The sequence below is a fragment of the Aeromonas fluvialis genome (assembly GCF_000819885.1).
Taxonomy (GTDB): Bacteria; Pseudomonadota; Gammaproteobacteria; order Enterobacterales; family Aeromonadaceae; genus Aeromonas; species Aeromonas fluvialis.
Genome location: NZ_CDBO01000010.1, coordinates 15,577 through 39,196, shown reverse-complemented (window position 1 = coordinate 39,196; position 23,620 = coordinate 15,577). Strand labels below are relative to the sequence as shown.

Below are 23,620 nucleotides of genomic sequence, written 5' to 3'. Positions count from 1 at the left end.
GTCAACACCCGACACCGCCCCTATCGGCGCGCCGTAACTCACACTGAATGGGTTCGGATTGGCCAGCGTAATGTCATCCGTGGCGACATTGCCGTCACCCGCATCAGCACCCAGCGACTCGTCCAGCACCACGCTGGCTTCAGACACCACACGAATCGATGCGCTTGGGCCGTCGTCATCGAAACTGAAGTAGCTGGTAGTGCTGACACCGCCCTCCTGACTTTCGCCATCACCCTCAAGCGTGGTGTGGCTGATCAAGTCCACCGTGGCCGACCGGGTAATACTGTCACCATCTGCATCCACACGGGTCACGGCGTATTGCAGTTGCACCGCGCCGTCTGCCAGCAACTGCAGTTGTAGGGCCTCATCGAAGGTGGCGTTATTGGGATGTTCCAAGGCTTCAAACAGTATGGTTTGCAACTGCTCGCCGACGATAGCAATGGTGAACACCGGATCGCCACCATCGGCATCCCGCCCGACGATCACACCCCCTTCAAGGAACAGGGTGATCGCTCCACCTGCCGTCGAGGACAGGTTGGTCGCCAACCCACCCTCAGCCGGGAAGCCGACAAAACTCAACACGCCCGTGGTGGTGCCTGCTCCGTCAGCACCATAGCTACCGCCCAGCGCCGCAAACAAGCTGGTCAAACCACCCGCCACATTCGTCGTGACCTGACCAAGCCCAGGGCCTGCATCGTCGGTATTACCGTCGGTGTCCAACTCGCCCACCGCCAACTGCTCATTGCCCTCGGTTTCATCCACATTGACCGAAAGTGCAACCTGCTCTTCGCGTGAAATGTCTGCGTTCACGGTCAGGCTTGGGCCGTCGTCCCGGAACACCAACAGACCACCCAAATCCAGATTGGCGCTAGCAGTGTCGCCATCTCCATCAGTCGCAATCGCAACCAACCGAATGACGCCACCGGCGATAGCCAAAGGCTCATCATTGCTGGTTGTATCCGAATGCTGCAGAGCCCGCAGTTGGGTCAGGGTCAAATCACCTGACGCGTCGACTGCAGCCGTGAACGCCACTACGGCGGGATCACCATCAACCCAGCCCTGGATAGTGCCACCCACTAGATGCAACTCGATGACCGCACCGGTGGCTGCATCCCGCAGGCCGCTGTCGAGGCTGTTGATCTCAAGCGCATAAGCAACAACACCGCCATCAGCGCCTAGATTTGCCTGAAAGGCGCCGGCGAAATTTCCTTTATCTATGACGCTAAAATTACTCTCATCCACTATTAGGGGAGAAAACTCACCCAGGGCGGTCGCAACACGAGGCACATCATCCAAAATAGCGACATCAAGCGTGTCGTTGGCCGTATCACCATCGGTATCAACCAGCACAACGCTGAAGCTCTCGCCCAGGGAAGCATCATTAGCCGGTTTGGTATGGCTCTCGTTATCCAGCAAGGTGTAGTTGTAGCTCACACTCCCTGCACCCGTTACCGGATTGTAGGTAATACCCGTAACAATCAGTTGATTACCTAATGAGCTACTAATTGCCTGAGGTAAAGTAATGATGCTCCCACCACTGATCAATAGCACGCCACCCAAAGTCAAGCTCTGGACGCCGTCAGGCGCATTGAAGGTAAACACTCCACTTTGAGTCAGAGCAGCGGCGTTGGGAGCCGAACCATCCGCTAAATTGGGATCGCCGACTTGTACCTCACCCCCTTCCCGAGTCAGCCCACCAAGATCTACTTCTTCATCTACCGGGGTAATGGAGACAACGAGTGTCGACGTCACTATGTCTTGGCCATCACTCACCTGGTAATTTATTGAGGGAACGGTGCCATCATAGTTAGGCGCTGGGGTGAAGGTGAAACTACCGTCCGCATTGACGACAAGGGTGCCGACACCATTGATCGTGATACTAGAGCCTACTGCGACATTAGCATTGTCACCCCAGCTGAAGCTGACCACTGTTGCTGCATTCGGACCATCTGGATTTGTAGTATTGGTCAGTAAATTTCCATTCAATACGCCATCTTCGGGCACAACCAGTTGCTCACCCTCATCGGCCAGTTCATTGACCAGCAATGGTTCTACAAATTGCTGAGTGTCGACAAAGGGTTCAGCCTGATAGGTTGTGTCGAAGCCGGCCTCGGCAATGGTCGCATCACCTGTTCTATCAATGGTGACAAAACCACCATTGCCACTTGCTCCAGCTACCCCACCAATACCGCCACCAGCAGCAGGCGCACCACCGGCTGCAGAAGCCTCAAAGTTTTTAGTCGGGTCAACACCTTGCAAAATTGACTCTTGCAACGCGGCAATATCTGAAGGTGTGCCTTCCGCGCTGGTCGCTACTTGCGGTTGAGCTGGCTCAGCCGACTCGGAACCAGCCGAGGCATCCGATACAGGCGTATCGTCATAAGGGGAAAGAGCCAGCTTGGCATCATCCGCAATGGTCAACTTGGCCCCGGGTTGCAGAATTTCCCCTTTTTGCAGCGGGCGGGAGCTACCATCAGCCAGCACAATTTCAACTTTGCCTTCGATGGCCGAAACAACCACGGTCTTGTCAATAATTTGGGTACGCATATCCATTGCTCCAAGGTGACAGATCTTGATGTCTACACCGTAGAAGTAGATTGCGCACTGTTCCGTTGCATTAATGTACAGATTTGACGGATATCAAACCGATATAGAGAAAAAAATCGAAAGGTTAGTTTTTTTCAATGAAAATCATAACGATAAAAAGAGCCCCTTGTGACACCCTAATTAATTTAATAATAAAAAATGCAAAAAAAATAATATATAGATATAAAAAATGACCCCGTTCGGGGCCATTTTTACAACACACATATCCATCAAAACAAGGGGAAAGCAGGATGCACGAATCCCTGATAACCATCGATATGCAACTTGGAGAGCAGCTCGACTTGATTCTGATCCTCGACACGAGTCGCTATGGTGGTTACACCAGCATTGTGCGCGGCACGACACACCGCAGCCAGGAATGAGGTATCAGCACCCGGCTCCATGATCTGACTGGTATAACCGTGATCGACCTTGACATAAGCCGGCGACAGCTCCTCCAGATAGCCCAGAGACTGGAAGTGACGACCGTAGTGGTCTACCCCCCACTGGAAGCCATGGGCTTGCAAAGTACCCACCAGCGCAGCCACATTGTCTTTATGCTTCATGATCGCAGCTTCAGGTATTTCAAATAGCAACCGCTCTTTCAGCTCGGCATGCTCGGTCAGATAGCGCGTTAGCCAGATTAAAAACTCATCCGAGCAGAGCGAGCCTGCAGTGATATTGATCGCCAGCACCAGATCAGACTGCTTTTGCAGTAATGGAACACAAGCATCAAGCACCGCCTGGTCAAACTCACCACCCAGCTTGAACTGTTCAATCGCAGGCAAAAATTGACCGGCAAAATAATCTGTGCCATCACGGGAGATGGATGCAAACAGCTCGGCATGCAATCTGGCGCCATTATCGAACCGGCAAGCAGGTTGGGCTTTAAAGCGCCAGAGTTGTCTTGAAATGGCATCTTGTACCAGATCTCGCCAAGCCAAACGCCCCATCAAACCTTGTTCAGCGCCCCCTTCCATCACGACAGCACCACGCCGTTCATTGCGTGCCTTGCCAAGCGCGTTATCTGCTTTGGTCAACAAGGCAGAGAGATCATCATTGCCATCACGGCCAGCAATACCGATGATGGAAAGCGCATCTCCTTCACCCATTGGATTCACCACCAGATCGGCAATGCGGCTATTAATCACTTCAGCCAACTCCTTGAGCTGAGTGAGGTCGTCGGTTGGACAGAGCAGCGCATATTCCGTCGCGGAGATCCGCGCCAAGGCTGCGCCATCCCACCCTTTTAATTGCTCTTTCAAGGCTTGAGCAATCGATTTGACCATGTTGTCGCGGGCCGCAAAGCCTTCATCACGATATATATCGTCCAGCATATCGACCGCAACCAGCATGACACCACCTTGGCCAGCCTCCGCTATCCATGCGTTAACCTGGCCAACAAAATAGGCACGGTTACCAAGACCCGATACAGCATCGACATAAACCCGTTCACGCAATTTCTCAGCCTCATCGGCTTGCTCTTTGAACTGCAACGCCAACTTGCCTGATAGGGTATTGATCGCCTGAACGACCTGCTTCAATTCATGAGTGTTAGGCTCCGGTATCGTATGACCAAAATGGTGCAGCTCAATCTCGACTGCCTGTTCACAGATCTGTTTGAGTGGCTTGAGCAAGTAATTAAGTGCTCTCATCAACAAAATGGTGGTGATCAAGAAACCGACCAAAAACCAGCTCGCCAGTTCGCTCATTCCACGCCACAACTCGTAATAAGCCTGGCCAGGATGACCAACCACTTTTAATTTTCCAAGCTGCAGCCAGCCAGACGTCAGAATTGACTCGTTGGATACCTCTGGAAACAGCCCCAAATTAATAAACCAGTGCGGCACACCCTGAATGGTGTTGGTATTTTCCTGCTCGATAACATCTTTTAATGCCAGCAGATCGAGGCGAACCAGTCGATAATAGCCGCCATCAAAGATGGCCTGGATCACCGACTCGGCACCGACCTTGTCACCATTCTCCAGATAGGGGGTGAGCGCAAGCCCCAGTGAGGTTGCCGTATTGATGACTGTTGTTTCCTGTTGCTGCGCCAGATAAGTGCGGGTTGAATTGAATTGCACCCAGTATGTGGCCGCAAAGAGCAATCCAAACAGCAGCAGCATGGTGGCTAATAACTGTCGATAGAGCGTCATAGGTTAATCATCCAAATTCACCACAGGCCGAGCCAATCGCCCCGATGTCATGCGATTGCGTAAATCATTCCATAATCCCAAGCGAGATGATTGGCCAGCCAGTTCCCCTTGGCCACGCGCCTTCATCAACCACAAGTGACTACCGTTAAAGCTATAAATAGGTACCAGATCCCGACGTTGGCTTGCCGGACGGATAGAACCGATAAGATTGTCCAGGATCACCGGGACCGATGATGGCGTCTCGTAATAGGCAACAACCATATGAAACTGGTTATAATCGAGCGCCTTGACGTACACCATCCTCATTTTTTCATCCGGGATACCCAATTCAAGCAAAGTTGAATATTTGGCAATACTGAAATCTTCACAGTCTCCCCCGGCGGCTCCCAAAAATTCCAACGGGGTTGCCCAATAATCTTTCTTGCGCCACAACTTGATATCGTCAATAAAACGCATCCGATTGAAAAAATTATTTACCCGTTCGAGCTTTTTTTCTTCGCTCAGTGATCTGCCCTTCGTCTCCATGACGAGCATACGCCAACTGGTGACACGCTTGCCGGCTCTGACGCCGTAAGTCTGCTCCGCCCGCTTGATCAAGTTGAGATCTTCTGGTGGCAACGGCTGACTGGCACAGAGCAACAATGAGAAGGGTAACAGCAGGATCCATAAGAAGTGGCTCAGAGCACGTAGCGAACGGTATCTCCATTCATTGAAGAGATAACACCATCTGCCACCGATCCCGCGCTGGAGTGACACATCATATTCCTGCTGCATTATTGCTGCTGCACTCCTCAAACCCGTGCAACCACCTGCTTTAGCCAAACGTGGTGACTGCCAGCAGCAGTCACCATGATGGCGTCCATCATCCCGGCGGGATCATGGGCAAACGGTTATTGCTTGGCCTGCCATTCAGCGGGTTGCTTGACACTAAATGCATTGAGCAGGCTGCCTGTCGCATTGAGGATGCGATAATCCGCCAGCAAGGCATCATATTCGGCAGTGATATAGCTGCGACGCGCCTCGAACAATTCGTTTTCGGTGTTCAATACGTCCAGCAAGGTACGCTGACCCAAGCCAAACTGCTTCTTGTATGCCTGAACGGTATCGTAACTTGCATCCACGTGCTCTTTCAGAAAGATTTTCTGTTTGGCCAACGACTCTTTCGCATTCCACGCCAAACGGGTTCCCTCTTCTACCTGACGAAATGCGTTCAGATGAATGTCTTTCGCCTGAGAGTAAAGCGCCGATGTAGCATTGCTCTCGGCAACGTCAGAACCACCACGGAACAGGTTGTAACGCATCCGCACCATTGCCGTCAGATCGTCATTGCGACCTTTCTCGGCATCGATATCCTCATTCCAGTTTTGATCCACTTCAAAAGTGACGTTGGGGTAGAAACCGGATTTGGCACCCTCATGCTGATACTTGGCCGCTTCAATATCCTGCAGAGATGAAAGCAGGGTCGGGTGAACTTCTGTAGCCGTTTTCAGGGCAGTATCGAGGCTGATCGGGATCAGTTCGGTGTTGGGAACCGGTTGAACGAGATCTTTTGGTACCTCGTTAACCACCCGAATAAATTCACTCTCTGCGTCGCGATAGTTGTTTTCCGCTGCCGCTTGATTGGCATAGGCTCGAGCTACACGACCATCAATCTGGGTCTGGTCTGCGGTAGAACCGAGCCCCGAATCAGTCCGCTTCTGGATATCGCTACGGATCTGCTCATGGGTTTCAAGGTTCTGCTTGGAGAGCTCCAGGATCTCCTGCTGACGCAACATATTGAGGTAGACCTCAGCCACCCGCAGCGTGGTGTTTTCCGCTTCGGAGATCATCGCCAGACGCTGGGCATTGGCTTCAGCCTCCGTTCTGGACACGTTGTTGCTGACATCAAAGCCATCAAACAGCATCTGTCGCAAACTGAGTCCAGCCTCTTTGCGAGTCAACGAATCGTCAATTGTTGAATCACGACGCGTTGATGGACTGTCAGTTTTTTCATAGCCTACGCCGCCACGCAGATCGATCGTAGGATAATAGCCCCCCTTGGCTCCATCATGTTGATAGAGGCGAGCCTGATAAAGATCAAACGCTTCCTTGATCTTGGGATGTGTGGCAAGTGTCTGTGCCACCGACTCTTCCAGAGTCTGTGCCTGACCCAGGCCAGGGATCAGTATGAGACCACTGACCAGCATGGCAACAATCGTTTTTTTCATGTTATCTCCAGTCATGTTTTGTTTTTAGATTGTTGGCTTATCGTTCTCTCAGTGCCGACTGCTTTGCCCTTAATATGGGTTTCAGCAAATAGTCTAGGACACTTTTTTTACCAGTAATGATATCAGCACTGGCTAACATACCGGGGATGATGGGAAGTGCGTTAAGCTCATCGCCCAAGTAACTCTTCTCGGTACGCACCCGAACCAGATAAAAGGAGTTCCCCTCCTCATCCTGGATCGAGTCCGCACTTATCTGTTCAACCTTGCCATGCAATCCTCCATAGATTGTAAAGTCGTAGGCCGTGATCTTGACGATGGCATCCAGGCCCGGCCGCAGAAAGGCAATATCTTTCGGCGAGACTTTGGCTTCAACCAGCAAGGTATCCTCCAACGGCACTATCTCCATCAAATCCATCCCGGGCTGGACAACACCACCTAACGTATTGATTTTCAATTTTTTGATGGTGCCTTTGAGCGGCGCAATCACGCTAGTACGGTCTACCCTGTCGCGCAAGCCAACCTGACCTTCTGACAGCTGTCCCAACCGCCCCTGCTTTTCATTCAACTCGGTCTGGGAGTCAGCCCTGAACGTGAAGGCTATGTCATTACGCTTTGATATAGTCTCCCGCAGAACCGAATTCAGTTTGGGAATAAGCAGACGATTACTCTCCAGCTCCCCCTGCATTTCGTTAACCTGCCGCTCCAGCTTGATTAGCTCCACTTGCGGCACTATGCCCTCTTTCGCCAGCGGGCGGCTGATATTGAGTTCCTGTTTTGCCAAATCCACGCTGCGATTCACGGTGCGGATCTTGGCATTTAGCTCAATCAGCTCCTGCTCTTTCTGTTCGATCTGTTGACCAAGAATATAGAGCTGGTTCTTCAAGTTATTAAGGCGATCCCGTTGTACCGAGCGTTCACGGTTGGCATATTCGGGAAAGACGGTTTCATAGCCATCGGGGAACTGAATTGGCGCTTCTCCTACCACGACCTGCTCGCGCCACCCCAGTGCGGGGTCATTTTTCACCTCGACACTGGCCATTTCGGCGCGCAAGCGGGAAATATCCCCTTTCAGGGTGACCAGTTCCTGCTCACGCTCACGAAAATCGGAGCGGAAACGGGTGTCATCGATGCGCAGCAGCGGCTGCCCCTTCTCGACGATATCCCCCTCTTTGACGAAGATCTCTTTGACGATCCCCCCTTCGAGGTTCTGGATCACCTGCAGCTGACGGGATGGAATAACCTTGCCCTGACCCACGGTGACTTCATCCAGCTCGGCCCAAGCCGCCCAGACGATCGCACTCATGAAAAAGAGGAAACAGCACCACAACAGGATACGGGCGCCGGTCGGCGTGGTCAGCAGGACAGCTGCCGCGCCGTCATCGACAAATTCCAGATGTTCGGGTGCCGGTAATACGTCGCCGGAAGGAGCCTTCTTGCTGCGCCTGAACCAGTCCATGAGCCCCTTAGCCATGGGACACCTCCTGCACGCGCACCTTGCCTTCCTTCAACTGCTGCAACACCACCTCTTTGGGACCATCTGCCACAATCTGTCCCTGCTCGATGACAACCACCCGCGAGGCCACATCCAGCATCGAGGTTTTGTGAGTGATGAGGATCAAGGTGGTTTCCGGGCCCAGTCTGGCCAGCTCCTGTTTGACCTGCATCTCGGACTGATTGTCCATGTTTGAGGTCGGTTCATCCATCACCAGAATAGGGGGATCATTAAGCAGGGCACGGGCCAGCAAAATGGCCTGACGCTGGCCACCGGAGAGCTGGCGGCCCCCTTCGCCAATCTGCCGATCAAGCCCGTTGGGATCCCGGTTGGTAAAGTTGGTCACCCCGGCACGTTTGGCGGCACGCAATACCCTCACATCATCCACTAGCGGATTACCCAGCATGATGTTGTCCCGCACCGAACCGAAAAAGAGGATGACATCTTGTGGAACACAGCCAATATTGCGGCGGATCACGGCCGAAGGCAGCTGATCCAGCTCGAACCCGTCGATGCGCACCGAACCATCGGTCGGCCGATACAACCCCATCAACAATTTCTCGAGGGTTGTCTTGCCAGCCCCTATCCGGCCGATAATCGCCACCTTCTCACCCGGCTGGATCCGCAAATTGATATTGTGCAGGGTGCTGGTTTCCATCCCCGGATATTTGAAGGAGACATTCTCAAATTCGATCTTGCCAGCAATCACCGGGTGATGGATATATTGCTTACCCTCCTCCTGCTCACCCGGGGTCTGCATGATTTTTTCCAGAATATCCAGCGCCGACTTGGCCTGGTTATAGCGGGTGGAGAGCACGGAGAGTTGCACCATGGGCGCAATGGCACGGCTGGACAACATCACGGCGGCGATCATGCCCCCCATAGTGACCAAGCCTTCGGAAATCTGGTAGACACCGACGATCACCAGCCCGACCGTCACCACCTGCTGGATATAACTGGCCAGCGAGGACATGGAGTTGGTAATCCGGCGGGTCTGCACCCCCCAGGTGGATATGTGGGAGACCGCCTGTTCCCAGCGATGCTGGAACATGCTCTCGGCGCCGAAGATCTTGACGGTTTCAAGCCCGGAAATACTTTCAATCAGGTTGGCGTTCTTCTGGGACGCAAGGCGTGAGCCCTCTTCGATGGACTGCTTGAGCGGCTCCTGAATATAAACGCTGTAGGCAATCAGGATCAGCATGGCGACGATGGGCACCACCACCATCACGCCGGCAAACATCCAGATGATAAACAGGAAGAAAACGGCAAAAGGCAGATCGATGAGGGTAGAAACGGTGGCGGAGGTGAAAAACTCCCGCACCGACTCGAACTCCTGCAGGTGTTTGGCGAAGGCACCGGTGGAGGCGGGACGAGATTCCATCCGCATCCCCATCACCTTGGCGAAGATCTTGGCCGACAGCAGCACATCGGATTTTTTACCGGCGATATCGATGAAGTAGCTGCGCAACTGCCGCATCACCAAATCGAAGGTAAAGACCACCATGGCCCCGACCGCTAGCACCCAGAGCGAATCAAATGCCAGATTGGGCACAATCTTGTCATAGACGTTCATGGTAAACAGCGGGCTGGCGATGGCAAACAGGTTGATCAGAATGGAGGCGATCAGCACATCGCGATAGATACCACGAGATTCAAACAAGGTGCTCCAGAACCAGTGTCCATCACGGGTTTCCAGCACCTTGGGAGAGCGCTCATCAAACTTGAACTGCTTCTTCACATAGAAGAGGCGCCCCAGATATTCATCGCCCAGCTGGGCAGCCGTCAGCCATTGCGCGGCATCACCGGCCTGCGGGAAAATCACTTTCCCTTGGCTGTGATCTTCGTTCCACTCCAGCAAAATGCAGGCGCCACCACTGCGCATCTGCAAGACACAAGGCAGCAACAAGGGAGAGATATCGGCCAGTGGCTGGATCACTTCACGGGCGGATAACCCGCCCCGCTCGGCAGCACGGCAAAAGAGTGCGGTAGTCAGGCGTCCGGATACCAGTGGCAACCCGGTCGTCAGGGCATCCTGGCTGTTGGGCACACCATAAAAGCGGGTCAAGAAGACCAGACACTCCAATAACTCATCGATACGACTTGTTTCTGCTTGCATAGCATCCTGTCACTGCATAAATGAGGTAGATAAGAGCGTTCATCGCTCATATTTCCCTGCAATAGCCACGCTAAAACCGAGTGGCCCTCCCGCTGATGCGCCTTTTCAGGGGATAAACCTGTCCAGATAGATCGCAATACTCAGCCCCTATTTCCCTGCTTGGCAACACATAGTGGCATGGTTCGTTATTGGTAAAAAAACGGCTCACCAACACCATGCTAACGCTGTAAATCAGGGAAAATATGGGAGTTAATTGATAATGGCATTGATTAGGGGGCACCACTATATCAACCAGCAGGTAGCAAAACTATAGTTCATGGTATGAACTTTTTTATATAACCCTATGTTTTACGTGAAAATAATAACCTGACGCTCAATTATAGGTCAGGAAGTATGAAGGATCTGCCCAACGCATGGCCTTGCGGGCCGCTCAATGAGAGTGCTTTTGCAATATCCGCCATGGCTGTCCAGCGATTTTCACACCAGACCGGCGCCAGCAGGGTTGGGCGGCGCGCCGATGCAGAAATCCGGTGATACACCACCTCGGGCGGCGTGTGCTGGATCATGGCGACCGCCGCCTCCACATACTGCTCCAGCGTCAATACCTCAAGCCGCCCCGCTTGCCACGCCTTGCCAAGGGTACTGCCCTGCACCACGTGGAGCGGATGCAGCTTGATCCCCTCCACCCCCGTTTCCACAATGCGATGCAAGGTATCCAGGCTGTCCATCGGCATCTCGCCCGGCAGGCCGACGATCAGATGGGCACATACCTTGATGCCACGCTGATGAGCACGCGTCACCGCATCCACATAGGCGGCATAACCGTGGCCGCGATTGATCCGTTGCAGGGTTTTATCATTGGCACTCTGCAGCCCGAGCTCCAGCCACACCTCATAACCCCGCGCCTGATAGCCCGCCAGCAGATCAAGTACCGCATCCGGCACGCAATCGGGCCGAGTGCCCACACAGAGCCCCACCATATCGCTCACCGACAGCGCCTCTTCATACATCCGCTGCAGATACTCAACCTCGGCATAGGTACTGGTATAGGCCTGAAAATAGGCAAGATAGCGCTTGGCGCGGGTCACTTCATCGCGCCGAGCCAACAGTTGTTGCACCACGGAGAGTTGCTGGGCCGACTCATCGGCGAAAGAAGATACGTTGCAGAAGGTGCAGCCACCACGGCCCAGGGTACCGTCCCGGTTCGGGCAGGTGAAGGCGCCGTGAATGGAGAGTTTGTGGATCTTCTGGCCGTGACGCTGCTTGAGATCCTGACCGAATGTATTGACGAGTTCGTGTAACTGCATGGCTCCTCCGCTAAAGGAGCGCCATTGTACGAGTTTGCACACAAGAGGGACTGAGCTGGATCAAGCTAGCAGATGAGATAAAGCATATAAATATCCAGTCAATTTTGAATAAATATAGAGAAAAGACGCAAAAACAAGAATCTTGGTACTCTTTAGCTGCCCAGGGGATGAGAACTCATATGAAAATAGAACATTATAACCCTCTGTTGAACAATGAAAATTTTAACAAGACCCGAGCAAACACAATTGCAAGCCTGCAATATTGAAAATGTGATCCCTTCCGCTATCGGCAACGTCGAATTGGTAAAATTACTACATTCCCCCTCGGTCACCAAGCTCACCATTGAATACCCCATTTTCAATATATTTAACTACAAAGGCACACTTACCCAGAATAATTGCACCACAAAAATCGACCAAAACCTCTAACCTGGCATTTTGTTATGCAAATGTAACCGCAAGGACAAACCTGAACTGCGATTGACCTCGCCAGAAAATCCCATTAGTTTGGAGATTCGCCACGTCAGGCAGACGGAACCACAAGAGCCAATCGCAATTTATGCAGTCAGGTGATGACTGTGCGATGCAAGGCCGAGCAAGGGAGAAAGCAATGTCACTATATGATCCAAAGCTGGAGAGGGATAACTGTGGCTTCGGCCTGTTGGCCCACATGGAAGGGGAAGCCAGCCACAAGCTTGTTCGTCTCGCGATGTCAGCATTGGCTCGCATGCAGCACCGCGGCGGGATCTCCGCCGATGGCAAGACCGGCGACGGTTGTGGCCTGTTGCTGCAAAAACCGGACAGCTTCTTCAGGGCTGTCGCCGAAGAGAAGGGATGGCACCTTGGCCGCAACTATGCAGTCGGCATGCTGTTTCTCAACCCGGACCCCGTATTGGCCCAGCAGACCCGCGACATTATCGACGAAGAGCTCGAAAAAGAGACCCTGAGTCTGGTTGGCTGGCGCAAGGTACCCGTCGATACCAATGTGCTCGGTACCATCGCCAAGGCTTCCCTGCCCAGTATTGAACAGGTCTTTGTCAACGCCCCGCCTGGCTGGGTTGACAAGGATCTCGAGCGTCGTCTCTATATCGTGCGTCGCCGCATCGAGAAGCGCATCAACGACGACTACTTCTACGTGGTCAGCCTCTCCAATCTGGTCACCGTCTATAAAGGGCTGTGCATGCCGGTGGACTTGCCCCGCTTCTATCTGGATCTCGCCGACATCCGCATGCAGGCGGCCATCTGCGTCTTCCACCAGCGCTTCTCCACCAACACCAGCCCGCGCTGGCCACTGGCCCAGCCATTTCGCTATCTCGCCCACAACGGCGAAATCAACACCATCGCTGGCAACCGTCAGTGGGCCAGGGCGCGCAGCTACAAGTTCGCCACCCCGCTCATTCCGGATTTGCAGGAGGCAGCCCCTTTCGTCAACACCACGGGCTCCGACTCTTCCAGCCTCGACAACATGCTGGATCTCTTCCTCGCCGGTGGTATGGACCTGTTCCGCGCCATGCGTCTGCTGATCCCGCCTGCATGGCAGAAGCACCCGAACATGGATGACGACCTGCGCGCCTTCTATGACTTCAACTCCATGCATATGGAGCCCTGGGACGGCCCCGCCGGTATCGTCATGACCGACGGCCGCTACGCCACCTGCGCGCTCGATCGCAACGGCCTGCGCCCCGCCCGCTACGTCATCACCAAGGACAAGTTCATCACGCTCGCCTCCGAAGTCGGCACCTGGGATTACACCCCGGACGAAGTGCTGGAGAAAGGCCGGGTCGGCCCGGGCGAGCTGTTCGTGGTGGATACCAGCAACGGCAAGGTGTGGACCAGCTTCGAGATCGATGACGATCTCAAGAACCGCCACACCTACAGGCAGTGGATGGACAAGCACTGCCGCCGACTGGTGCCGTTCGAGCAGATGGATGACAGCCAGACCGGCAGCCGCGAATTTGCCGACGACCAGCTGAAAACCTACCAGAAGCTGTTTGGCTACTCCTTCGAAGAGCTGGATCAGATCATCCGGGTTCTCGGTGAGAACGGTCAGGAAGCGGTGGGCTCCATGGGGGATGATACCCCGATGGCGGTGCTCTCCTCCGGCCCGCGCACCCTTTATGACTACTTCCGTCAGATGTTTGCCCAGGTGACCAACCCGCCCATCGACCCGCTGCGTGAAAATCACGTCATGTCGCTGGCCACCTGTATCGGTCGCGAGCAGAACGTCTTCAACGAAACCTTCGGCCACGCCCACCGGGTGCTGTTCCAGTCGCCGATCCTGCTCTACTCCGACTTCCACCAGCTGCTGGCACTGGAAGGTGAGTATTACCGTCATCAGGTGATCAGCCTCAACTTCAAGCCCGAAGAGGGACTGGAAGCGGCCATCGTGCGCATCTGCGACGAGGCCAAAGCTGCCGCCAAGAGTGGCACCGTGTTGCTGGTACTGTCGGATCGCAATATCAGCGCCGACACCCTGCCGATCCCGGCCGCCATGGCGGTGGGTGCCGTGCAGCGCACCCTGGTAGACAACAACCTGCGCTGTGACGCCAACATTCTGGTGGAGACCGCAAGCTGCCGCGATCCGCACCACTTCTCGGTGCTGCTGGGCTTTGGCGCCACCGCCATCTACCCCTATCTCGCCTACGAAACCCTGGCCAAACAGGTTGAAGAGGGCGTGCTCACCATGCCCCTGCGCCAGGCCATGGTCAACTACCGCAACGGCATCAACAAGGGGCTCTACAAGGTGATGTCCAAGATGGGCATCAGCACGGTGGCAAGTTACCGCTGCTCCCAGCTGTTCGAAGCGGTGGGCCTGGCCAAGTCGGTGGTGGATACCTGCTTCCGCGGCGTATCGAGCCGCATTCAGGGGGCCGACTTTGCCGACATCCAGCAAGATCAGCACAATCTGGCCCGTCAGGCATGGCTGGCCCGCAAGCCCCTTGCCCACGGCGGCCTGCTCAAATTCGTCCATGGCGGCGAGTACCACACCTACAACCCGGATGTGGTGCAGACCCTGCAAACCGCGGTTCGATCCGGCAACTATGCCGATTACAAGGAGTATGCCCGTCTGGTGAACGAGCGCCCGGTCGCCACCCTGCGTGATCTGCTTGCCCTGAAGAAGGTCGACAATCCGGTGGCGCTGGATCAAGTGGAGCCGGCCGACAAGCTGTTCCCCCGCTTCGACTCCGCCGCCATGTCAATCGGTGCCCTCGGCCCGGAAGCCCACGAGGCACTGGCTGTCGCCATGAACCGCCTCGGCGGTCAGAGCAACTCAGGTGAAGGCGGCGAAGATCCCAAGCGTTTTGGCACCGAGAAGAACTCCCGTATCAAGCAGGTGGCTTCCGGTCGCTTTGGCGTCACCCCCCACTACCTGATGAACGCCGATGTGGTGCAGATCAAGGTGGCTCAGGGTGCCAAGCCCGGCGAAGGTGGCCAACTGCCCGGCGACAAGGTGACCGCCCAGATCGCCCAACTGCGCTATTCCGTGCCCGGCGTGACCCTGATTTCACCGCCGCCGCACCACGACATCTACTCCATCGAGGATCTGGCCCAGCTCATCTTCGACATCAAGCAGATCAACCCGAGCTGTCTGGTGTCGGTGAAACTGGTCTCCGAGCCGGGCGTGGGCACCATCGCCTGCGGCGTGGCCAAGGCCTATGCCGACTTCATCACCATCTCCGGTTATGACGGCGGCACCGGCGCAAGCCCCCTCACCTCGGTCAAATATGCCGGCTCCCCGTGGGAGCTGGGTCTGGCTGAAACCCAGCAGGCGCTGGTCGCCAACGGCCTGCGCCACAAGGTGCGCCTGCAGGTGGATGGCGGTCTCAAGACCGGTCTGGACATCATCAAGGCGGCCATCCTTGGCGCCGAAAGCTTCGGGTTTGGCACCGGCCCCATGGTGGCGCTCGGCTGCAAATACCTGCGGATCTGCCACCTGAACAACTGCGCCACCGGCGTTGCCACTCAGGATGAGAAGCTGCGTCGCGAACACTTCACCGGCCTGCCGGAGATGGTGATGAACTACTTCAAGTTCATCGCCGAGGAGACCCGTGAGCTGATGGCCCAGCTGGGGGTCACCCAACTGACCGACCTGATTGGCCGCACCGATCTGCTGGAAGCCCTGCCCGGCCTCACCGCCCGTCAGGCCAAGCTGGATCTCTGTGGCATTCTGGCCCGCCCGGTGGCGCCGGCAGGCTCCAGCCTGTTCAGCCAGCAGCACAACCCCACCTTCGACAAGGGGCCGCTCAACCTGCAAATGGTCGAGGACCTGCTGGAGGCGGTTGAGCATGCCAGCGGCGGCGAGTTCCGCTACGACATCCGTAACACCGACCGTTCGGTGGGTGCCCGTCTCTCCGGCGAAATCGTCAAGCGTCACGGCAATCAGGGAATGGCGGCAGATCCGGTCAGGGCGCACTTCAACGGCACCGCTGGCCAGAGCTTCGGCGTCTGGAACGCGGGCGGCCTTGAGATGATCCTCACCGGTGACGCCAACGACTACGTGGGCAAGGGGATGACCGGCGGCAAGCTGGTGATCAAGCCCCACGTCGGCGTGGCGTTCAAATCCCACGAAGCGGCCATCATCGGCAACACCTGCCTCTACGGCGCCACCGGCGGCAAACTCTATGCAGCAGGCACCGCTGGCGAGCGTTTCGCGGTGCGCAACTCTGGTGCCCTGGCGGTGGTCGAGGGCATTGGCGACAACGGTTGTGAATACATGACCGGCGGTATCGTCACCGTGCTTGGCCAGACCGGCGTCAACTTCGCGGCGGGCATGACCGGCGGCTTTGCCTACGTGCTCGACGAGTGCGGCAACTTCGCCAAGCGCACCAACCCCGAGCTGGTGGAACTGCTGGACGTGGCGGATCTCGCCATCCATCAGGAGCACCTGCGCGGCATCATCACGGCGCACCTCAATGAGACCGGCAGCTCGCGCGCCGAGGAGATCCTGGCCAACTTCGACTCCTATGTGCCCATGTTCAGGCTGATCAAACCCAAGTCCAGCGACGTCAAATCGCTGCTGGGCCACACCAGCCGTTCCAGTGCAGAACTCAGAATTCAGGCGCAATAAGGAGGGAACCCTATGAGCCAGAACGTATTTCAGTTTATCGATGTGCAGCGGGTCGACCCGCCCAAGAAGCCACTCAAGATCCGCAAAATCCAGTTTGTGGAGATCTACGAGTCTTTCAAAAAACCTCAGGTCGAGATGCAGGCGGATCGTTGCCTCGAATGTGGTAACCCCTATTGCGAATGGAAGTGTCCGGTCCATAACTACATCCCCAACTGGCTGAAACTGGCCAAAGAGGGGCGCATTCTGGAGGCGGTGGAGCTCTCTCACCAGACCAACAGCCTGCCGGAGGTGTGCGGTCGGGTCTGCCCGCAGGATCGCCTGTGCGAGGGCGCCTGCACCCTCAACGATCGCTTCGGTGCGGTGACCATCGGCAACATCGAAAAGTACATCACCGACAAGGCGTTCGAGATGGGCTGGCGGCCCGATCTCTCCAAGGTGGTCAAGACCGGCAAGCGGGTCGCCGTCATCGGCGCGGGCCCCGCCGGCCTTGCCTGCGCCGACGTGCTGGCACGGGGTGGCGTCACCCCTGTGGTGTTTGACAAGTATCCGGAGATCGGTGGCCTGCTCACCTTCGGCATCCCCTCCTTCAAGCTGGAAAAAGAGGTGATGCAGCGTCGCCGCGAGATCTTCGAGGGGATGGGCGTGGAGTTTCGTCTCGAGACCGAAGTGGGCCGGGACATCACCTTCGCCGACCTGCTCGGCGAGTTCGATGCAGTCTTCCTCGGGGTCGGTACCTACAAGTATATGAAGGGCGGCTTTGCCAACGAAGAGGCGCCGGGGGTCTATGACGCCCTCCCCTACCTCATCGCCAACGCCAACCGGTTGCTCGGTTTCGAGAAGGCGCAAGCCGACTACATCGACTTCGCTGGCAAGCAGGTGGTGGTGCTCGGCGGTGGCGATACCGCCATGGACTGCGTGCGTACCGCCATCCGTCAGGGGGCAGACAAGGTGATCTGCGCCTATCGCCGCGACGAGGAGAACATGCCGGGCTCCAAGCGGGAGGTGAAGAACGCCCGCGAGGAAGGTGTCGAGTTCATGTTCAACCTGCAACCGATCGGGGTCGAGCTGGATGCCAGCGGCCGCACCGTCGGCATCAAGGTCGTGAGCACCCGGTTGGCTGAGCCCGATGCCAACGGCCGTCGCAATGCGGTAGTGATTGAGGGCTCCGAACAGGTGCTGCCTGCCGATGCGGTGGTGATGGCGTTTGGCTTCCAGCCCAACCCTCAGCCCTGGATGACGGACTATGGCATCGAGCTCGACAACCGGGATCGCATCAAGGCCAGTGAACAGGCTGACTATGCCTTCCAGACCAGCAACCCCAAGGTGTTCGCCGGTGGCGACGCGGTACGTGGCTCCGATCTGGTGGTGACCGCCATCTACGAAGGCCGCAAAGCCGCCGAAGGGATCATGGACTATCTGGCGGTCTGAGCCGACCGACCCAGGCCGTGATGCTCTCTCACAATCAGCCCCGCCAATGCGGGGCTGATTTTCTATGCGCGCTCGCCGGCCGCCCATACGCGCCCAGCAATGGTGAAGAGTGCGGCATGCCGTGGCTTGAGATGGCTACAACATAGGGCAGCCGCTACGCGAAAAACACCAACCATTTGAGGCAGAATTTGTGACCTCTATCTGTTACACTTCGCGCCCGCCATTTTCCGGCTCACTCTCTGACTTGATGTCAGGCGCAGCCGTCGGTGGTTACAACCTCCGTCTCGCTTATGCCGAGCTAACCAAGCCAACCACAGCCCAGCTGGAACACAGGAACCCATTATGAGATTTGAATCGTTCGATTTTGCCCCCGAGATTTTGCGTGCTGTCTCAGATTGCGGTTATCAGGAGATGACCCCTGTGCAGCAACAGGCGATCCCGGCCATTCGCCGTGGCCGCGATGTGCTGGCCAGCGCCCAGACCGGTACCGGCAAGACCGCCGCCTTCGCCCTGCCCATCCTGCAACGTCTGGTGGACAATCCAGCCCCGGCCCAGCCGTCCAACACCCGGGTGCTGATCCTGACCCCGACCCGTGAACTGGCGGCGCAGGTGGCGAGCAACATCAATGACTTCGCCAAGTATCTCGATATCACCACCATCACTATCGTTGGCGGTGGCAAGCAGGACGTGCAGGCCAAGAAGCTCAAAGCGGGCGCTCACATCATCGTGGCCACCCCGGGCCGCCTGCTGGAGCACCTCACCGCTTGCAACCTCAGCCTCTCCGGCGTCGAGTGTCTGGTGATGGATGAAGCGGATCGCATCCTCGACATGGGCTTCAGTGCCGATGTGCAAAAAATCCTGCAAGCGGTCAACAAGACCCGGCAGAACCTGCTGTTCTCTGCCACCTTCTCCGACGCGGTGAAGAAGCTGGCCAACCTGATGCTGGATCGCCCGCAGATCGTCAGCGTTAACAAGCAGAACTCCACTGCCGACACCGTCAGCCACACCCTCTATCCGGTCGAGCAGAAGCGCAAGCGCGAGCTGCTCTCCGAGCTGATTGGCAAGCAGAACTGGCAGCAGGTGCTGGTGTTCGCCAGTACCCGCGAGAGCTGTGATGTGCTGGTCGAGGAGCTGAACCTCGATGGCATCAAGTCCGCCGTGGTCCATGGCGACAAGGCCCAGGGCAGCCGTCGCCGCGCCCTGCGCGAATTCACGGAAGGCAAGATCCGGGTGCTGGTCGCCACCGAAGTGGCCGCCCGTGGTCTCGACATCCCGGATCTGGAATACGTGGTCAACTACGATCTGCCGTTCCTGGCGGAAGATTATGTCCACCGCATCGGCCGTACCGGTCGTGCTGGCAAGCACGGCATGGCTATCTCCTTCGTCAGCCGTGAAGAGGAGCGCACCCTGCTGGAGATCGAGGCCCTGATCGGCCAGAAGATCCGCCGCATCATGGTGCCGGGCTACGAAGTGAGCAACCGTGACGAGCTGATCAAGCAGTTGCAGGAGCGTCGTCGCTTCGGCAAGCGTCCGCAGCGTGAAGATAACGCCGTGGCCCAGGTGATGGCCGAAGCCAAGCTGCAGGGTCAGCGCCTCAAGCGTCTGGCGGCCGCCAAGAAGCCCCGTCAGGCGAAATAAGGCCCGAGGCTGGCTCGCAATCACACCGCAAAGGCGCCACTGGCGCCTTTGCCATCTCTGTCATTGGTTTTGACCTGTCGTGGTCAACTCAAGGAGTGCTTATGACCCCTCCCAGCTACAATCAGGCCCTGCTCGACATGGCCACCCAGAGTCTGGCCGAACTGGCCCGCACCGCCGAGCAGAAGGCTGGCAAGCGCACCCCGGCGCAAGAGAGCCACTTTCTCTGCACCTGGATGGCGGATTCCCTCAAGGAGAAGCGCTTCTCCCGTCTGGTGATGGAAGATTTGAAAGCTTGGGTGCAGCTTGGCCGCACCCTGGGAGCGGGCGCCGACCTCAAGGGGCTACTGGAGCGCATCGCCTTCCAGTACCAGTGCGCCATGAGCAACCCACAGCAACTGGGGGCCAAGCTGGCGGCGCTGCTGGAAGAGCTGGCAACAGCAGGCTGGCTGGTGTTGACCGAGAGCGAAGTGAACGCCAAGCTGCGCCTGCAATCCGGCGGCCAGGCGAGTCTGGTGGTAAGCCATAGCGAGTATCAGGGCCACATCGAGGCGGGTGAGCTTGTCAAACCGCTCACCCTCTATGTGCGCGGTGACGAGAAGGTACTGGCCGAGGCGGCCTTCAAGCACGGTCTGCTGCTGAGCCAAGGCAACAAGAAAACTACCCTGGTCAAGCATCACAAGGCCTACCGGCTGATGCCGGACAACGCCCAACCGGCGCTGGCACTGCTGAGCGAGGCTCGCCAGAGCGCCTGATCCGGCGCGCGATCATCAAAAAAACGGCAGACCCTTGTTCAGGGTCTGCCGTTTTTTATTGTTCGATGTTTGGTGATGAGGTCTGGTAGTCGTTTAGCGGATCTTGATGCCAATCTGGCCCGCGTCACACCACTCGAACATCACCTCCTCGCTCTTGCCGCAGCAACTGCCCCCACAGACCTGACTTGTCCGCTTGATGACCCGCCCCTTGCGCATCCAGACGCCGAGCATGGCCTCCACCGCATCTTCCGAGGTATGGAAGTGGCGAGCCAGATCGCGCCGGCTCACCTTCTGCTGCGCGGCGAGGTAATCCCCCAGCTCGCGCAGGATCATAAGGTCACCACCTTGCGGGCGACGATGTCTCCGTGGCGACGACCGGCCCACCAGAGCAGTACCAGAGAGAGGCCGTAGCTGACGATCCAGAACAGGCTCTGCTCGGGGTGCGCGGCAAAGGTGGCCACCTGATAGAAGAGGGTGGCACACATAAAGGCCATGTAGTTGCACCATGCTGCCGTCAGCAGTGCCCACTGGCGACCGGTTTCCCGCACCAGCGCACCCATGGCGGCGGCACAGGGCATATAGAGCAGCACGAACAAGAGGTAGGCAAAGGCACCGGCCGCCCCGTCGAAGTGGGTCTGCATGTTGCCGTAGGTGGAGACATCGACCTCCTGCGCCTCGGCCGCGGCCTGCTGATCATCCAGCTCACCGATGGACAATCCCATGGGGTCACTCGGATTGATCTCCGCCAGATTGGCCGCCACGGCGTCGATCGCCTCGTGGAAACTGGCCACCAGCGAGAACTCGCTCTCATCCTCGGCGCTGGCACCACCGGCGTAGAGGCTGTTGAGGGTTCCGACCACCGCCTCTTTGGCGAAGATACCGGTGACGATACCGACCGTGGCCTGCCAGTTGTCATCGCGCACACCGATGGGGTGCAGCACCGGGGTCACCGCCTGGCTGATTTTGCTCAGTACCGAGCTCTCCTGCTCCTGATGGCCGAAACTGCCATCGGTACCCAGCGAGTTGAGCACGCTCAGCACGGCGACCACCAGAACTATGGTTTTACCGGCGCCAAAGACGAAGGATTTGAGCTTCTGCCAGGTCTTGATAGCAACGTTGATCGGACGCGGCCACTCGTAATCCGGCATCTCCATCAGCATGGAGTCGCTCTTGCCCGGCAGCAGGGTGCTGCGCAGCAACAGGCCGGTGAGTACCGCCACCAGAATGCCGATGAGGTAGAGACCGAACACCAGGTTCTGGCCGGATTCGGGGAAGAAGGCCACCGCAAACAGGGCGTAAACCGGCAGACGGGCACCGCACGACATGAAGGGAGCCATGGCGGAAGTCATCAGCCGCTCCCGCTCGGAGTTGAGGGTACGGGTCGCCATCACCGAGGGGACGGTACAGCCAAAGCCCATCAACATCGGCACGAACGCCTTGCCCGGCAGGCCGAGGCGGCGCATCAGGGCATCCACCACGAAGGCGGCACGGGCCAGATAGCCGGAGCTCTCCAGCACCGCGAGGAACAGATAGAGGCAGCCAATCACCGGAATAAAGGTGGCCACGGTCTGCAAGCCAACGCCAAAGCCATCAGCCACAATAGCGCCCAGCCACTCGGGTGCATTGACCAGCCCCAGCAGGTGGTGCACCCCATCAACAAACAGGGCACCACCCATGATGTCGAAGAAGTCGATAAAGGCGCTGCCGACGTTGATGGCGAACATGAACATCAGGTACATGGCGAACAGGAAGAAGGGGATGCCAATCCAGCGATTGAGCAGCACCCGATCCAGCCATTCGCTCTGGGCCTCGGTGAGCTTGCCCTTCTGCTGACGAGCCTGTTGTACCCACTGGTGGATATGGCCGTAGCGAATATCGGCCAGTTGCAGGTCGATATCCTGCCCCTGATGAGCACGGGCTACCACATTGTGGGCGGCGGCCTGCTGACCGGGCAGCAGGGTCTCCTGCATCACCTCATCCTCTTCCAGCAGGCGCAGGGCGCGGCCACGGGTAGTGAGGTGGTGCGGGGCGAGCAGGGTCTCCAGCTCCGCCAGATCGTTTTCAAGAGAGTGACCGTAATCGAGCTGCAAGGCTGCTTGCGGCTGACCGATAAACTGCCGGATCTGCTGCTTGAAGGCGGCAACCTGCTTGCTGTTGTGTGCCGAGAGGGCCACCACCGGGCAACCGAGGGATTTGCCGAGCTTGCTCTCGTCGATGACGATGCGGCGCTTTTGCAGGATATCCAGCTTGTTGAGCACCACCACCATGGGCAGGCCCAGTTCGCGCAATTGCAGCGTGAGGTAGAGGGAGCGCTCCAGATTGGCGGCGTCGATGACGTTGAGCAGCAGATCGGGCTGTTGGCCCTGGGCAAAACGGCTGGCGATCTGCTCGTCCAGACTGCTATCCTGACCAGCCAGGCTATAGATGCCGGGCAAATCCATCAGCTTGAAGTGATGCTCACCTGCGCTGAACTCACCCATCTTCTTGTCAACGGTGACACCACTCCAGTTGCCCACTTGCTGGCGGGCACCGGTCAGGGCGTTGAACAGGGAGGTCTTGCCGCTATTAGGGTTACCGACCGTAACTAGGGAATAACTCATACCGGCTCGACCTCAATTTGCTGAGCAAGACTTTTTTGCATGGAGAGACAGATCCCCTGGCACTGGATCTGGAGCGGGTCCCCCAAGGGGGCAGAGCGCAGATAGATCACTTCAGTCTGGGGCAACAGGCCCATCACCATCAGTTTGCGGCGCAGCGGCCGGGCCAGCTGGTTCATGTTCTTGATGCGAGCACTCTGCCCTGGCAATAGCTGTGTGAGGACCATGGCGGTCTCCTGATGTTAAACAAGAATAATTCTCTTTTACTCTGGG

14 protein-coding genes are annotated in these 23,620 nt (G+C 57.0%); 4 read left to right on the top strand and 10 right to left on the bottom strand.

Going from position 1 to position 23,620, the window contains the following annotated elements:
• The 7 genes from BN1125_RS18820 to mnmL form a co-directional block, all read right to left on the bottom strand.
• Positions 1-2,547, bottom strand: a 2,547-nt coding sequence (locus BN1125_RS18820; protein ID WP_244268450.1) for a retention module-containing protein, incomplete at its 3' end; no start/stop codon positions are given.
• Positions 2,548-2,816: 269 nt separating this feature from the next.
• A complete protein-coding gene (locus BN1125_RS02115; protein WP_042010369.1) occupies positions 2,817-4,742 on the bottom strand; it encodes an EAL domain-containing protein in 1,926 nt (641 codons plus the stop codon).
• Between the two features lie 3 nt (positions 4,743-4,745).
• On the bottom strand, positions 4,746-5,516 hold the full coding sequence (locus BN1125_RS02110) for a transglutaminase-like cysteine peptidase (protein ID WP_425283620.1): 771 nt from the start codon (positions 5,514-5,516) through the stop codon (positions 4,746-4,748).
• Positions 5,517-5,632: 116 nt separating this feature from the next.
• The gene (locus tag BN1125_RS02105) at positions 5,633-6,949 is read right to left on the bottom strand and encodes a TolC family outer membrane protein (protein WP_042010367.1); all 1,317 of its coding nucleotides are present in this window, start codon (positions 6,947-6,949) and stop codon (positions 5,633-5,635) included.
• A 37-nt stretch (positions 6,950-6,986) separates the two neighbouring features.
• Positions 6,987-8,420, bottom strand: a complete 1,434-nt coding sequence (locus BN1125_RS02100; RefSeq protein WP_208854207.1) for an HlyD family type I secretion periplasmic adaptor subunit — start codon at positions 8,418-8,420, stop codon at positions 6,987-6,989.
• On the bottom strand, positions 8,413-10,557 hold the full coding sequence (locus tag BN1125_RS02095) for a type I secretion system permease/ATPase (RefSeq protein WP_042010364.1): 2,145 nt from the start codon (positions 10,555-10,557) through the stop codon (positions 8,413-8,415). Before BN1125_RS02095 ends, BN1125_RS02100 begins: the two co-directional genes overlap by 8 nt.
• Positions 10,558-10,934: 377 nt before the next feature.
• Complete coding sequence (gene mnmL, locus BN1125_RS02090) at positions 10,935-11,864, bottom strand: tRNA modification radical SAM protein MnmL/YtqA (protein ID WP_042010362.1); 930 nt, start codon at positions 11,862-11,864, stop codon at positions 10,935-10,937.
• Positions 11,865-12,474: 610 nt separating this feature from the next.
• Between mnmL and gltB the strand changes: the two genes are divergently transcribed.
• The 4 genes from gltB (at position 12,475) to BN1125_RS02070 (ending at position 20,750) form a co-directional block, all read left to right on the top strand.
• Positions 12,475-16,932, top strand: coding sequence for a glutamate synthase large subunit (gltB, locus tag BN1125_RS02085; protein ID WP_042010361.1), 4,458 nt, complete (start codon positions 12,475-12,477; stop codon positions 16,930-16,932).
• 12 nt (positions 16,933-16,944) lie between these two features.
• The gene (locus tag BN1125_RS02080; protein ID WP_042010360.1) at positions 16,945-18,360 is read left to right on the top strand and encodes an FAD-dependent oxidoreductase; all 1,416 of its coding nucleotides are present in this window, start codon (positions 16,945-16,947) and stop codon (positions 18,358-18,360) included.
• A 342-nt stretch (positions 18,361-18,702) separates the two neighbouring features.
• Positions 18,703-19,998: a DEAD/DEAH box helicase gene (locus BN1125_RS02075; RefSeq protein WP_042010359.1), complete on the top strand. Its 1,296-nt coding sequence runs from the start codon at positions 18,703-18,705 to the stop codon at positions 19,996-19,998.
• 101 nt (positions 19,999-20,099) lie between these two features.
• Complete coding sequence (locus tag BN1125_RS02070) at positions 20,100-20,750, top strand: DUF2913 family protein (RefSeq protein ID WP_042010356.1); 651 nt, start codon at positions 20,100-20,102, stop codon at positions 20,748-20,750.
• Between the two features lie 93 nt (positions 20,751-20,843).
• On the opposite strand, the gene BN1125_RS02065 is transcribed toward BN1125_RS02070, so the two are convergent.
• From BN1125_RS02065 to BN1125_RS02055, 3 genes are read right to left on the bottom strand one after another with little or no spacing between them, the layout of a single operon-like run.
• Positions 20,844-21,083 carry a FeoC-like transcriptional regulator gene (locus BN1125_RS02065; RefSeq protein WP_042010354.1) on the bottom strand — a complete coding sequence of 80 codons (240 nt, stop codon included), beginning with the start codon at positions 21,081-21,083 and terminating at the stop codon, positions 20,844-20,846.
• Positions 21,080-23,350 (bottom strand): Fe(2+) transporter permease subunit FeoB, encoded by a 2,271-nt coding sequence (feoB, locus tag BN1125_RS02060; protein ID WP_042010351.1) that lies wholly within the window; start codon positions 23,348-23,350, stop codon positions 21,080-21,082. Before feoB ends, BN1125_RS02065 begins: the two co-directional genes overlap by 4 nt.
• Positions 23,347-23,574 carry a FeoA family protein gene (locus tag BN1125_RS02055; RefSeq protein ID WP_042010349.1) on the bottom strand — a complete coding sequence of 76 codons (228 nt, stop codon included), beginning with the start codon at positions 23,572-23,574 and terminating at the stop codon, positions 23,347-23,349. Before BN1125_RS02055 ends, feoB begins: the two co-directional genes overlap by 4 nt.
• Between the last annotated feature and the right edge of the window lie 46 nt (positions 23,575-23,620).